The 12,950-nt window shown below is 58.8% G+C and carries 14 protein-coding genes; all 14 read left to right on the forward strand.

The features are described 5' to 3' along the window. Window positions 1-24 precede the first annotated feature (24 nt). The 14 genes from nifH to TJ79_RS18685 all read left to right on the forward strand — a co-directional run bounded on the left by nifH (window position 25) and on the right by TJ79_RS18685 (window position 12,891). On the forward strand, window positions 25-903 hold the full coding sequence (gene nifH / locus TJ79_RS18625; RefSeq protein WP_040951851.1) for a nitrogenase iron protein: 879 nt from the start codon (window positions 25-27) through the stop codon (window positions 901-903). 83 nt (window positions 904-986) lie between these two features. Then, a complete protein-coding gene (locus tag TJ79_RS28465; protein ID WP_272944755.1) occupies window positions 987-1,928 on the forward strand; it encodes a nitrogenase component 1 in 942 nt (313 codons plus the stop codon). Continuing rightward, the gene (locus tag TJ79_RS28470) at window positions 1,861-2,418 is read left to right on the forward strand and encodes a nitrogenase component 1 (protein WP_272944756.1); all 558 of its coding nucleotides are present in this window, start codon (window positions 1,861-1,863) and stop codon (window positions 2,416-2,418) included. The genes TJ79_RS28465 and TJ79_RS28470 overlap by 68 nt, the downstream gene beginning before the upstream one ends. A gap of 31 nt (window positions 2,419-2,449) precedes the next feature. Continuing rightward, window positions 2,450-3,976 carry a nitrogenase molybdenum-iron protein subunit beta gene (nifK, locus tag TJ79_RS18635; RefSeq protein ID WP_040951852.1) on the forward strand — a complete coding sequence of 509 codons (1,527 nt, stop codon included), beginning with the start codon at window positions 2,450-2,452 and terminating at the stop codon, window positions 3,974-3,976. Between the two features lie 74 nt (window positions 3,977-4,050). Next, window positions 4,051-5,424, forward strand: coding sequence for a nitrogenase iron-molybdenum cofactor biosynthesis protein NifE (gene nifE, locus TJ79_RS18640; protein ID WP_238323068.1), 1,374 nt, complete (start codon window positions 4,051-4,053; stop codon window positions 5,422-5,424). Beyond that, entirely contained in the window at window positions 5,402-6,760 is a 1,359-nt protein-coding gene (nifN, locus tag TJ79_RS18645; protein ID WP_040951853.1) for a nitrogenase iron-molybdenum cofactor biosynthesis protein NifN, read from the forward strand. Before nifE ends, nifN begins: the two co-directional genes overlap by 23 nt. After that, a complete protein-coding gene (locus TJ79_RS18650; RefSeq protein WP_052339738.1) occupies window positions 6,753-7,151 on the forward strand; it encodes a NifB/NifX family molybdenum-iron cluster-binding protein in 399 nt (132 codons plus the stop codon). Before nifN ends, TJ79_RS18650 begins: the two co-directional genes overlap by 8 nt. Next, window positions 7,144-7,626: a DUF269 domain-containing protein gene (locus TJ79_RS26125; protein WP_052339739.1), complete on the forward strand. Its 483-nt coding sequence runs from the start codon at window positions 7,144-7,146 to the stop codon at window positions 7,624-7,626. Before TJ79_RS18650 ends, TJ79_RS26125 begins: the two co-directional genes overlap by 8 nt. A gap of 122 nt (window positions 7,627-7,748) precedes the next feature. Beyond that, window positions 7,749-8,075: a nitrogenase-stabilizing/protective protein NifW gene (locus tag TJ79_RS18660; RefSeq protein ID WP_040951854.1), complete on the forward strand. Its 327-nt coding sequence runs from the start codon at window positions 7,749-7,751 to the stop codon at window positions 8,073-8,075. Continuing rightward, on the forward strand, window positions 8,072-9,211 hold the full coding sequence (locus tag TJ79_RS18665; protein ID WP_040951855.1) for a homocitrate synthase/isopropylmalate synthase family protein: 1,140 nt from the start codon (window positions 8,072-8,074) through the stop codon (window positions 9,209-9,211). The genes TJ79_RS18660 and TJ79_RS18665 overlap by 4 nt, the downstream gene beginning before the upstream one ends. A gap of 186 nt (window positions 9,212-9,397) precedes the next feature. Further along, entirely contained in the window at window positions 9,398-10,765 is a 1,368-nt protein-coding gene (locus TJ79_RS18670; RefSeq protein ID WP_052339740.1) for a nitrogenase component 1, read from the forward strand. Further along, complete coding sequence (locus TJ79_RS18675; RefSeq protein ID WP_052339741.1) at window positions 10,749-12,062, forward strand: nitrogenase component 1; 1,314 nt, start codon at window positions 10,749-10,751, stop codon at window positions 12,060-12,062. The genes TJ79_RS18670 and TJ79_RS18675 overlap by 17 nt, the downstream gene beginning before the upstream one ends. A 117-nt stretch (window positions 12,063-12,179) precedes the next feature. Then, window positions 12,180-12,497, forward strand: coding sequence for a P-II family nitrogen regulator (locus TJ79_RS18680; RefSeq protein ID WP_040951856.1), 318 nt, complete (start codon window positions 12,180-12,182; stop codon window positions 12,495-12,497). Window positions 12,498-12,516: 19 nt separating this feature from the next. After that, on the forward strand, window positions 12,517-12,891 hold the full coding sequence (locus tag TJ79_RS18685; protein ID WP_040951857.1) for a P-II family nitrogen regulator: 375 nt from the start codon (window positions 12,517-12,519) through the stop codon (window positions 12,889-12,891). Window positions 12,892-12,950: the final 59 nt, after the last annotated feature.

A 12,950-nucleotide genomic window follows, 5' to 3' on the forward strand; every position in this document is an offset into this window, starting at 1 on the left:
TAATTTACGAAAGGATGATTACTCATGGCATTGAGACAAATCGCGTTCTACGGCAAAGGCGGTATCGGCAAATCCACGACTTCGCAAAACACGCTAGCCCAACTGGCTACCAAATTCGGCCAAAAAATCATGATCGTCGGCTGCGACCCGAAAGCAGACTCCACCCGCCTCATTTTGAACACGAAGGCCCAACAAACGGTTCTGCACAAGGCGGCGGAACTGGGCAGCGTCGAAGAACTGGAGTTGGAGGACGTAGTGGCTACCGGGTTTGGTGGGATCAAGTGCGTGGAATCCGGCGGACCTGAACCGGGTGTCGGCTGCGCCGGCCGCGGCATCATCACCTCGATCAACTTCCTGGAGGATAACGGCGCTTACGAAGATTTGGATTTCGTATCCTATGACGTTCTCGGCGACGTCGTATGCGGCGGATTCGCCATGCCGATCCGGGAGAATAAAGCAAAGGAAATTTACATCGTCTGCTCTGGTGAAATGATGGCGATGTATGCGGCGAACAATATCGCCCGGGGGATTCTGAAGTACGCCACCAGCGGCGGCGTCCGCTTGGGCGGCCTCATTTGCAATAGCCGCAATACTGACCGGGAAGATGAACTGATCATGGCTCTGGCCAAACGGCTAAATACGCAAATGATCCACTTCATGCCGCGAAACAACGTCGTGCAGCACGCTGAGTTGCGGAAAATGACAGTTGCCCAATACAACCCCGAACACGCACAGGCAAAAGAATACGAAACCCTTGCGGGCAACATTTTGCATAACGACATGTTCACGATTCCGACTCCCATCGAGATGGAGGAGCTGGAGGATCTGTTGATGGAATTCGGCGTCATTGAGGACGAAGAAACGGCCATCAAGAAGCTAGAGGCTCAAGAAGCGGCCAGCTGAACCACCAATCCAGTCGTACATCCGTCGATGCGCAAAGGGCCGGTCAGCCCGGACCGCCATCATTTAAAGGAGGTTTCGTGTTCATGAGTGTAGTTATCCCATCCCCCGGCAAAGTGATCGAGGAGTTGCTCGAAGCCTATCCGGAAAAAACGCGAAAGCAGCGCGCCAAACATTTTGAAGTGAACGATGCGGAGAAACAGGCGACAGGCAAGTGCGCGATCAAATCGAACATCAAATCCCGGCCTGGCGTCATGACCGTTCGCGGTTGCGCCTACGCCGGATCGAAGGGCGTCGTTTGGGGTCCGATCAAGGATATGATTCACATCAGCCACGGTCCTATAGGCTGCGGTCAATACAGCTGGGCAACCCGGCGCAACTACCAGAACGGGGTGCTGGGCGTGAGCTCCTTTGGCGCCATGCAAATCACCAGCGATTTTCAAGAGACGGACATCGTCTTCGGTGGCGACAAGAAGCTGGAGCAAATCTGCCGCGAAATCGTCGAGCTATTCCCTTTGGTCAAAGGGATCTCGATTCAGTCGGAGTGCCCCGTCGGCTTGATCGGCGACGACATTGACGCCGTTGCCAAGAAAATGACCAAGGAGCTGGGTATCCCCGTGGTCCCGGTGGCCTGTGAAGGCTTCCGTGGCGTGAGCCAATCCCTCGGCCACCACATCGCCAACGACGCCATCCGCGATCATGTCATGGGCAAGGGCGATTTGCCGGAGTCGGGACCGTATGACGTTTCCATCATCGGTGATTACAACATCGGCGGCGACGCTTGGGCTTCCCGCATTTTATTGGAAGAAATGGGCCTGCGGGTCATCTCCCAATGGTCGGGCGACGGCACCTTGAACGAGTTGATGATCGGCCACCGGTCGCGCTTGAACCTGATCCACTGCTACCGTTCCATGAACTATATCTGCACGACGATGGAAGAGCAATACGGCATTCCCTGGTATGGAGTACAACTTTTTCGGTCCCTCCAAAACCATCGCCAGCCTGCGCGCCATTGCCGCCCGCTTTGACCAAACGATTCAAGATAATTGCGAAAAAGTTATCACCCGTTATATGGAAGAGATTAATCCGATCATCGAAAAATACCGCCCCCGCTTGGAAGGCAAAAAGGTGCTGCTGGCCATCGGCGGTTTGCGCCCGCGCCACGTAATCGGAGCCTATGAGGACCTGGGCATGGAAATCGTCGCCACCGGCTATGAATTTGCCCACAAGGACGACTACGAGCGGACTTTCACCGATCTGAAGGAAGGTACCATCGTCTACGACGACCCTACCGCCTACGATCTCGAATATTTGGCAGGCGCACTGCGGCCTGATTTGGTGGGAGCGGGAGTTAAGGAAAAATACGTCTATCACAAAATGGGCGTCCCGTTCCGGCAAATGCATTCCTGGGATTACAGTGGACCCTACCACGGCTTCGACGGTTTCAAGGTATTCGCCCGCGACATGGATATGGCGATCAACAGCCCGGTGTGGTCGCTGCTGAAATCGCCGTTCTGAGCGGCGGATAAAGGGGAGAGGAGTGGGGAACATGGCGAATCGTTTGCCGATTAAGGATCACAATACGCTGTTCCAGCAAGAGAAGTACAAGCGCCAGGCGGAGAACAAGAAGCAGTTTGAGCTGGCCTGTCCAACGGATAAAGTGGAAGAGGTCCGCGCCTATACGGCGACGGAGGAATACAAGGAGAAGAACTTTGCCCGTTCTAGCGTGGTCATCAACCCGGCGAAGGCCTGCCAGCCTTTAGGTGCGGTGCTGGCCGGTCTCGGTTTTGAAAAGACACTGCCCTTCGTTCAGGGCTCCCAAGGCTGCGTCGCCTATTTTCGCAGCCATCTGGCCCGCCATTTCAAGGAGCCGGTGCCGGCCGTCTCCTCCTCGATGACTGAGGACGGAGCTGTATTCGGCGGCATGCGCAACCTGATCGACGGACTGCAAAACAGTACGGCGCTGTATAAGCCGGAGATGATCGCTATGAGCACCACATGCATGGCGGAGGTTATCGGCGATGACTTGCAGGCGTTCATCCGGAATGCCCGAGGCGAAGGGGCGATCAGCCAGGAATTCCCTGTGGCTTACGCTAATACGCCGAGCTTCATCGGCTCGCACATCACCGGGTACGACGCGATGATGAAGGGCATCTTGAGCTGTTTGAGCGAACGTAATCCGGAAGCGGCAAAAACCCCTTCTGGCAAAATCAATTTCATCGCCGGCTTCGATACGTACACGGGGAATTTCGCCGAATTGAAGCGGCTCCTGGCGTTGATGGATGTGGACTACACCATCCTCGGCGATTACAGTGACAATCTGGATTCCCCCGCCAACGGGGAGTACAACTACTACTACGGCGGGACAAAGCTGGCGGATGTGGAGCAAGCTCCGGCAGCTGCGGCGACCATTGCCCTGCAAAAGTACTCCACCAGCAAGACCATGAAATACGTGGGGGCGAGCTGGGGCCACCAAACGGCTGCCTTCTCCGCCCCCATTGGCATCGGCGCCACCGACCGGCTGGTTTCCCTCATCAGTGGGATCAGCGGCAAGCCGGTGCCAGCCGAGCTCATCAAGGAGCGGGGCCGCGTTGTCGACGCCATGGCGGACTCCCACCCGTATCTGCACGGCAAGCGTGTGGCCATGGCCGGAGATCCGGACATGCTTCTCGGTCTCATCGGTTTTTGCCTGGAGGTCGGGATTGAGCCGGTGCACATTGTCTGCACCAACGGCGACTCCGATTTTGAAGAGGAGGCCAAGGCCCTTCTCGCCGCCAGCCCTTACGGACTCGAAGGCAAGGTTTACGTAGGCAAGGACCTGTGGCACATGCGATCCCTGCTCTTGACCGAGCCGGTGGACTTCGCCATCGGTAGCACCTATCTGAAATACGCCGCCAAAGACGCGGGCATACCGCTCGTGCGCTTCGGTTTTCCGATCTTCGACCGCCACCACCTGCACCGTTTCCCGATCATCGGCTATCAAGGAGCGCTGCAAGTGCTGGTTCACATTGTCAACTCCCTGCTGGACAATCTGGACGACGAGGCACCGGATCACAGTTTCGACGCGGTTCGCTGACAGCGGTCTCGGTCCATTGGAGCGAGAATGGTAGGAAGCTTTCAAGTACACGCATGTTCAAGGAGGGATGGGGCGTGCTGCTAAATGAAAAAATGATGACTCAGGGCGAGTGCCTGCAAAATCAGAAAAAGCCGCCGTCCTGCCCCCGTCCGAAGCCGGGCGAGGCGGCAGGCGGATGCACCTTCGACGGGGCGCAGATCACGTTGCTTCCCATCGCCGATGCCGCCCATCTCGTACACGGTCCGATCGGTTGTTCCGGAAACAGCTGGGAATGGAGGGGGAGCCTGTCCTCGGGCCCCTTTCTTTCCCGTTTCGGCATGACGACTGATCTGGGTGAACAGGACATCATCTTCGGCGGTGAGAAAAAGCTGCGCCGGGCCATCGGCGAGATCATCGAGCGCTACTCGCCTCCGGCCGTGTTCGTTTACGCCACCTGTGTCACCGCCCTCATCGGCGACGATCTGGAGGCGGTGTGCAAGAGCGAAAGCCAGCGCTGGTCCATCCCCGTCATTCCCGTCAACAGCCCGGGGTTTCTCGGCAACAAAAACCTCGGCAACCGCTTGGCCGGCGATGCGCTGTTCGAGCATGTCATCGGCACGGCGGAACCGGAGGAGCCGCTCACCCCGTACGATATCAACCTGATCGGCGAATATAACATTGCCGGAGAGCTGTGGGATATCAACGAGCTGTTCGGGCAAGTGGGCATTCGCGTTCTCTCCCGCATCACCGGCGACGGCCGTTTTCAGGAAGTCCGCTATGCCCACCGGGCCAAGGTCAATATGGTCGTGTGCAGCCGGGCGATGATCGGCTTGGCGAAGAATATGCGAGACAAGTACGGCATTCCCTTTTTTGAAGGCTCCTTTTATGGGGCGCGGGAGACGGCGTTTTCCTTGCGGCAAATCGCCTATCTGTTGGGCGACCGGGCGCTGGAAATTCGCGTCGAGCAGTTGATCAAGCGAGAGGAGCGGCGGCTGGAGCGGGAATTGGCCGAGGCCAAGTCCGTGCTGCGCGGCAAACGCGTTGTGCTGTATACCGGCGGCGTGAAAAGCTGGTCCGTTATCACCGCCTTACAGGAGCTGGGCATCAAGGTCGTCGGCGTCGGGACGAACAAGAGCAGCCGCGAGGACGTGTCCCGCATCAAGGAGCGGGTAACCGCCGACACGGTGCTCATCGACGAAGGCGGCGCGGCACGGATCTTGAAGACCGTCCGGGACAAGAAGGCCGATATGATCATCGCCGGCGGCCGCAACATGTTTGTCGCCCTCAAGGAGCAGATTCCTTATTTGGATATCAATCAGGAGCGGCACACCGCCTATGCCGGCTACAAGGGGTTGACGCGGCTAGCCAACCATCTGGTGGAGTCGCTGACCCATCCGGTGTGGGAGGCGGCCAAGCGCCGTCCTCCGTGGGAAGGAGTGCCGCCTTATGGCCATTATGCAGGCAAATAAAGCCGCCGTCATCAATCCACTCAAGCTGGGCCAGCCACTGGGGGGCATCATCGCCATGCAGGGCTTTTACCGCTCCTTGTCCATTGTTCACGGTGGTCAAGGCTGCGCCGCTTTCATCCGCCAGTTGATCACCGGCCACTACCGGGAGCCTTGCGCCATGCAAACCTCGGCTCTCCAGGAGATGAACGTCATCTTCGGCTCCGGCCGCAACCTGACCGAGGCTCTCGATGCGGTGATCGCCAAGCACCGTCCCGATATCGTAACCGTGTTGTCCACGGCCCTGACCGAGTTGGCCGGCGGCGACGATTTGAAGGCGGAAATCCGCCAATACATGCGGCAGAGAGACGTGAAGGACACCCTTGTCGTTCCCGTTTCCGTTCCCGATTTCACCGGCTCGTTGGAATCGGGTTATGCCCGAACAGTGGAGGCGGTGATCGAAGCCGTATTGGATAAGGCCAAGCGCAATCAGACTGCTGCGGGGGCGGCAGGGGCAACCGGCGGAACTGCCGGCATCTTGCGGCCGAGGCCGGTGAAAGGCCGCATCGTCCTTTTGCCCGGTGCGCACTTGACCCCGGGAGACGTGACGGAGCTCAAGGATCTCATCGCCTCCTTCGGGCTGGAGGTGATTGCGCTGCCCGATCTCTCCACGTCGCTATCCGGTCATCTGCTCACCGGGCACACGCCCCTCAGCCGGGGCGGCCAGCCTCTCGACGTCGTCGAACAGATGCTGACCGCCGAGGCGGTCATCGCCATCGGCAGTCATATGGAGCGGGCCGCCTGCAAGCTTCAGGCAGTTGGCATTCCCGTCCGGGTATTCCCCCGCAGCTTCGGCCTTGCGGCAACGGACGAGTTGATCGAGCATTTGCAGCAGTTGGCGCGCATGACGCTGCCTTCCCGTTATATTTGGCAGCGGGAAAACCTGGTGGACTGCATGCTGGATGCCCACTTCACCTATTTGGGGAGGCGAGCGGTGGTTGCCCTGGAACCCGACCACTTACTTGATATGGCTGGCTGGCTGCAGGAAATGGGTGTGAAGCGGAAGGGATTGGTTTCTCCCGTTCCCTCGCCTGCGCTGGAAAAGCTGGATGAAACGGTTTGGGTAGGCGATCTGGACGATCTCGAACGGATGGCCGGGCACGGCGACCTTTGGATCAGCAATTCCCACGGCAAGCAGGGAGCTGACAGGGTTGGGGCGCATTTTGTGCCTTGCGGTTTTCCGGTGCTTCACCGGATCGGAGCCGGTCTGACCGTGTCGGTGGGATACAGGGGGGCGATCGAGCTGACGATGCGCTGCGGAAATCTTTTGTTGGAAAGAGAGGTTGGAGCCCATGATTAAAATTGCCTTTGCCACTACGGACGGCCGAACGGTCAACGCCCATTTCGGACTGTGCGACGCCTTCACCGTCTACGAGTTGGATGCCAACCGCTACGAAGAACTGCCGGAACGCAGCGTCGTGGCTCCCCTCGGGATCGACTCCGGCGATAACAGCCGGATTGAGCAGCGGGTGACCGCCATCCGGGACTGCACGCTGGTTTACATCAATCAGATCGGGGCCGCTGCCGCCGCCCGCGTTACGCGCAGCCGAATCATGCCGGTGAAAGTGGATGAAGGCTCCTCCATCCAGACACATGTGGAAAAGCTGATGGAAGTACTGCGGGGCAAACCGCCGATTTGGCTGGCGAAAGCGATGGCGGGAAAGAAGGAGGTGGAGACAGCGGATGAGTGAGCTTGCAGTTGCGACAAACGACGGTTTGGTGAATTCCGGCTTGTTTCTCGATTGTCTGAACCAGGTCATCCATGCGGCGCAGCCTTGGGGCACGCCGGCGAAGCTGACTCCGCAGCAAAAGGCGGAACGAGTGTTTTTCCTCCGCTCAGGTCCGGCGAAAAACGCGGTCGTCCCCAATTGTTTCGGACTGCCCGATATTGGCCAGTGGCATGACCAGTTGGATTTGTTTTTTCGCGCGGTCTCCATCGCCATCGAACGGCAGAGAGGTCTCCCGGTCTGTAGCCTGGTGGATTTGAATCACGAAGGCTTCGGGCGCGGCCTGGTCTATGCGGGCCGGCTGGTTCTGGTCGTCAAAAGCCTGCGGGGCGGCAATCCCCTCTTCACCACCTTGGAGCAAGCGGCGAAGACCGGCGAGATTTGGGTGCAGCAAGGTTTGGAATGGCTGGACCGCTACCCGGAGATTGCAAAAGTGTGAGCGACGCTGAAACTGCCGGTGCGTCAAGCTGAGGAATCAAGCTGGTTAATCCGTTAGAACGAATAGAAATGGCAGATCCAATAGAAACCTTAACGTCAATGCGAAACAAGGAGTGGGGGACCATGAACGGAAAAAGCATGACATTGGATGCTGTGGACAGTCTGTTTGAGCAATTTTGCGTCGCCTATGATCCGTCCCGTCTGAAGGGCGGCAGATTGCCTTTCTTGCTCCGCTTCCGCCGCTATCTGGAGGAAGCGGGGCTGACCGAGCTGGCTGCGGCGGAAAGCGCCGCCTGGTGTCGGCAGCGGGAGCTCCTGGAGTTGGCGTATCAAGAGGCCATTATGCCGCCCGCATTTGAGGGCGGCTGCGGCGGCGAGGAGGACCTCCGAGCGCCGCTGTTCCGCACCGGCTGCGCCGCTTGCATGGAGAAGGGCGGGTGCAGCCCATGAGCGGCAAACTGCTGCATGTTTGCGACACGACGCTGCGCGACGGGGAACAAGCCGCCGGGGTGAGCTTCACCGCTGCGGAGAAACGTCTACTCGCCCGTCTATTGACGGAGGCGGGCGTGGAGATGATCGAGGCGGGTATCCCGGCCTCGGGGGCTGAAGAAAGAGCCGCAATCCGCTCCATCGTCGAGCTTGGGTTGCCGGCTGTGGTATCCACCTGGAACCGCGCCGTTGCCTCCGATATCGACTATAGCCTGGAAACGGGCTCTCCTTGGGCCCACATCTCCCTGCCCGCCTCCGATTTGCATCTCCGCTCCAAGCTGGGCATCGAGCGGACGGAGGCAGAGACGCGCATACGCCGCACCGTTCTCTATGCGCTGGAGCGGGGGCTCGCCGTGTCGGTGGGCTTCGAGGATGCCAGCCGCGCCGATCTTGCCTGGCTCGGCGGACTGATGCGGCGGCTCAAGGCGGATGGCATCCGCCGGTTTCGCTACGCGGATACCGTCTCGGTGCTGAACCCGTCCTCTGCCGCCCTGGCGGTCCGCTACTTGCTGGACGCCTGCGGCCACGACACAGAGCTGGACATCCACTGCCACAACGATTTTGGCCTTGCCACCGCCAACACGCTGGCCGCGCTGGAAGCTGGCGCCGGCTGGGCGAGCACGACGGTGGCCGGACTCGGTGAACGGGCGGGGAACGCGGCTATGGAGGAAGTGGCCATGGCTTGGCGGCACCTCTACGGCGGCGAAACCGGTATATCGCCTCTGCATTTGCAGAAAGTCGCCGAGGCGGTGGCGGCGGCTTCCGGCAGAAGGCTCCCGGAGGCGAAGCCGATGGTCGGCGGTTTGGTTTTCGCCCATGAATCGGGCATTCACGTCGACGGCCTGCTGAAGAATCCATCGCTCTACCAAAGCTTCGATCCAGCGGAATTGGGGCGAAGCCATCTGTTTCTCCTGGGCAAGCATTCCGGCGGTCACGCCTTGCGGCATATTCTCCACAAGGAGGGCCTGGCCGTTCCTCCGCAAAAGGAACCGGTGCTGCTGGAGCTGGTGAAAGCCCGTTCCATCCGCACCAAGCGGCCGGTGGAAGGGGCCGAGCTGGAGGCGCTGGTACGGGAGGTCACCGCCATGGAGGGGTGATCAGGCTTGCCTGCAGCCGTTAGGTTCAAGCGGCCGGAATAAGCATGCGTGTTTTAGTTGAAAGGGAGGGAACGAAGGAGCGGTCGGAGCAAGCGGGTATGGGGGTATCCGTGGGCTCCGCGCCGCAAAGTGTTCCGATTCGCGGATAGGCAGCAGTTGAAGGCTGGTTGCGGGGAGGAAACTTTCATGCCTGAGGAATGGGAAGAGGCGCTCTTTACAGAACCTGCATGCGAGCATAACAACCATCATCAAAAAGGCTGTGCCGGACCGCGGCCGGGGGAGCTGACAAAGGGCTGCGCCTTTCACGGCTCACACTTGTTTTTGCTACCGGTCCCCGGAGCGCTGCATCTCATCCATGGGACGCCGGGCTGCTTGTTTAACAGTGCCGGTTACCTTGGGGCGGTCAACGGGTACGAGCCGGAGGACTTTCCGGTTTTCTCCACCCATCTTTCCCGGGAAGAAATCATGGCCGGCAGCGAAGCGAACCTGGCTGCGTCGATTGACGGGCTTGTCGATACGTACCGGCCGACCTGCGTTTTTGTATACGCAACATGCATTACCTTGCTCACCATGGATAAAGTCGACGCCGTTTGCGAAGCGGCGGAACGGAAGCACGCTCTGCCGGTGCTGGTGGTCCACAGCCAGGGCTTTGCCGGCAATCGGCAAATGGGGACGCGGCAGGCGGGAGAGATCCTGTTCCGGCGGATCATCTGTGCGGAAACGGCGGTTCCGCAGCGTCTCACCTCGTTCGATATCAACTTGATCGGGGAGTATGAGTTTTGCGGCAGCGGCGAAGAAATCGAAGACATACTCGGTAAAATCGGCATTCGCGTCTTGTCCAAGATCGCCGGCGGTCGGTCTTTTCAGGATTTGCCCGCTGCCGCTAGCGCGAGGGTGAATGTGTTGGCCGGAGGGCGCGCGCTCCTCGCTCTGTCCCGCAACATGCGGGATGCTTACGGCACCCCTTTTATTGAGGCGTCCTTTTACGGCAGCAAGGAAATCCGCTTTTCTCTGCGCCAGCTTGCCTTTCACTTCCAAAACGATTGGCTCGATCGCAAGATTCATCGCTACATCCGCAAGGAAGAAGAGAGCCTTCGCAAGGATACCCTTGCAGACTGCAAAGAACTGAAGGGGCGCAGGGTTGTTCTGTTCACCGACGGGGCAGACAGCTGGCTGTTTCTTTCCGCTTTGCAGGAGCTGGGGCTTAAGGTTGCGGCTATCGGCACCAACCGCAACGCCCAGGAGGATTATTCGCGGATCCGGGAGCGGGCGGGAGACGCCATTCTGGTCAAGGATTGCAGCGAGAAGAAAATTCTCGGTCTGTACCGGGAACGCAAGGCGGAGCTGATGATCGTCGGCGGCCGGAATGCCTATGTTCCTTTGAAGGAGATGATCCCGTTTCTCAACCTTGACGAGGAGCGGTGCGGCTATATCGGTTACCGCGGCGTGCGGCGGCTGGCGCGGGATTTAGTAGAAGTGATCAAGCAGCCGGTATGGGAGGTTGTGCGCCGTCCGGCACCCTGGGAGGGCGGGACCTATGCAGACGGGGGATGAACGTGCAGTTCGGCACCTGTCCGCCCGAGCCTATGGCGTCAACCAGGCAGTGGGCGGCATTCTGGCGATGCAGGGCGTCTATCAATCGGCCTCGGCGATTCACGGTTCCCAAGGCTGTGTGGAGTCGATTCAGGCGGTGTTGTCCGGCCATTACCGGGAGCCGGTGACCATCCACAATATTGCCATCCACGAGTACAATTTGATTTCCGGCGGGGGGAAAAGTATTCACGAGGCGCTTCGGCTGATTCTTTCCCGGCACAATCCCGACGTGGTCGCGGTGATCGGCACAACGTTGACGGAGTCCGTCGGCGAGGATTTGGAGCAAACGGTGCAATCTTTTCAAGAGGAAAACCGCGCTTATCTTAGGGACAAAATGCTCATCGCCGTCCATCTTCCCGATTGCGAAGGTTCTTTGGAAGCCGGCTACGGAAAAATGGTTTACTCGGTTGTGAAGGAGGTGATTCATCAATCATCCGGCGTCATCCGGAAAAAGCGGAAAGACCGGATCAACCTGCTGCCAGGCGCTCACCTGAGTCCCGGAGATGTGATGGAGCTGAAGGAAATCATCGCCTCCTTCGGGCTGGAGGTGATCGTGCTGCCGGACTTGTCGTCCTCTCTTACGGGGCATCTGATGAAAGGCTACACGCCGCTGTCCCAGGGAGGGATTCCTCTTGACTACTTGCGGGAGCTGAGCGCATCGGTCTATACCATCGCCATCGGGCTGGCGATGGAACCGGCGGCGCAGCTTCTCCGGGAGTATTTACATATTCCGTATTGCCTTTTCAAGAGCGTGACCGGGCTGAGGGAAACGGACGCCTTTTTTGCCTTTTTGCAGCAGCTCAGCCGCAGTGAAACCCAGGTGAAATACCGCTGGCAGCGTCAATTTCTGCTCGATACCATGCTGGATGCCCGATCGGTGTACCGGGGTAAGCGGGTTGCGGTCCTTCTGGAGGAGGACCAGCGGACGTCTCTCCTGCAAATGCTGGCGGAGATGGGCGTGGAGCCTGCCAAGCTGCCGCAGGGGTTGGCGGCTCCCGCCGAAGATTGCCGAATGCTGGAGGGGGGCGATGCCGTCGCCGATTTCTGGATCGGCAATTCGTTTGCGCAGCAAAGGGCGGCCTCTGTAGGCATTCGGTATATTCTCGCGGGTTTTCCCGTTTTCAACCGGCTGGGGACGCCCTTTACACTGAGCGTGGGATACAGAGGGACGGCGGAGCGGTTGCGCGATTATGGGAATTCCTTGTTAAATGCCGGCCCGGCAAAAGGAAGCGGTACGGAAGGGAAGCACTGGGGCTGATTTTTTTTACAGAGAAGCGGCAGGAGAAGCTGAAAGGCTGGCTTTCGGGTCCGTGGAACGGATTGTGGTTTTACACGCTAATTGGCGTTTTATTTCATGTGGAAGGGGTTTTCTAGGATGAAGATGATTCGCGCGATCGTAAGGCCGGAAAAAACGGAGGAGGTCGTCGACGGACTGGCGGAAGTCGGGTTTTTCTCCCTGACCAAGCTGAATGTTGTCGGACGCGGGAAGCAAAAGGGGATCACCATCGGAACTGCCCACTATGATGAGCTGCCCAAGGTGATGCTGCTGATGGTCGTCGAGGATGAAAGTGTCGAGCAGGCCCTCGGCATCATCACGGAAAAAGCGTTCACGGGCAATTTCGGCGACGGCAAGTTGTTCGTCAGTCCGGTAGAGTCGGCTTATACGATCCGGACGGGAGAAAAGGCTCTATAAAGGGCGGGAGGGATCAAAGATGAAAGAACTGATTGTCATTATCCGGCCCAACAAAATATCCAAAACGAAGGATGCGTTGGAGTCCCTCGGTTATCCGGCGATGACTGCATCCTCTGTTCTGGGCAGAGGCAAGCAAAAAGGGCTGTCCGGCGAAGTAAAGCTGACGCAAGGAAATGAACCGCCGGTTGACCGGGGAAACGTAGGAGAAATGAAGTACATCCCCAAGCGCTTTTTGAACGTGGTTGTGCATGATGAAGACGTCGAAGCGGTGATCGCGGCCGTCATCGAGGTCAACCGGACCGGGGATATCGGCGACGGACGCATCTTTGTCCTGCCCATTGAGGAAGCGGTCCGGGTGAGAACTGGCGAAACCGGCCGAGCGGCGATCAGCTAGAGAAGCTGGGAGAACAATGCGCCGACCCGTTGCGGCTCGCTTTCGTTATGGGGGTGGTT

The organism is Gorillibacterium massiliense (assembly GCF_000455485.1).
Classification (GTDB): domain Bacteria; phylum Bacillota; class Bacilli; order Paenibacillales; family NBRC-103111; genus Gorillibacterium; species Gorillibacterium massiliense.

Coding starts and splice junctions, on each gene's coding strand:
- TJ79_RS18665 (WP_040951855.1), top strand. CDS start 8,072: ATGAGCGGCAAACTGCTGCATGTTTGCGACACGACGCTGCGCGACGGG.
- TJ79_RS26125 (WP_052339739.1), top strand. CDS start 7,144: ATGAGTGAGCTTGCAGTTGCGACAAACGACGGTTTGGTGAATTCCGGC.
- TJ79_RS18675 (WP_052339741.1), top strand. CDS start 10,749: ATGCAGACGGGGGATGAACGTGCAGTTCGGCACCTGTCCGCCCGAGCC.
- nifK (WP_040951852.1), top strand. CDS start 2,450: ATGGCGAATCGTTTGCCGATTAAGGATCACAATACGCTGTTCCAGCAA.
- nifN (WP_040951853.1), top strand. CDS start 5,402: ATGGCCATTATGCAGGCAAATAAAGCCGCCGTCATCAATCCACTCAAG.
- TJ79_RS18660 (WP_040951854.1), top strand. CDS start 7,749: ATGAACGGAAAAAGCATGACATTGGATGCTGTGGACAGTCTGTTTGAG.
- TJ79_RS18670 (WP_052339740.1), top strand. CDS start 9,398: ATGCCTGAGGAATGGGAAGAGGCGCTCTTTACAGAACCTGCATGCGAG.
- TJ79_RS18680 (WP_040951856.1), top strand. CDS start 12,180: ATGAAGATGATTCGCGCGATCGTAAGGCCGGAAAAAACGGAGGAGGTC.
- TJ79_RS28470 (WP_272944756.1), top strand. CDS start 1,861: ATGGAGTACAACTTTTTCGGTCCCTCCAAAACCATCGCCAGCCTGCGC.
- nifH (WP_040951851.1), top strand. CDS start 25: ATGGCATTGAGACAAATCGCGTTCTACGGCAAAGGCGGTATCGGCAAA.
- TJ79_RS28465 (WP_272944755.1), top strand. CDS start 987: ATGAGTGTAGTTATCCCATCCCCCGGCAAAGTGATCGAGGAGTTGCTC.
- TJ79_RS18685 (WP_040951857.1), top strand. CDS start 12,517: ATGAAAGAACTGATTGTCATTATCCGGCCCAACAAAATATCCAAAACG.
- TJ79_RS18650 (WP_052339738.1), top strand. CDS start 6,753: ATGATTAAAATTGCCTTTGCCACTACGGACGGCCGAACGGTCAACGCC.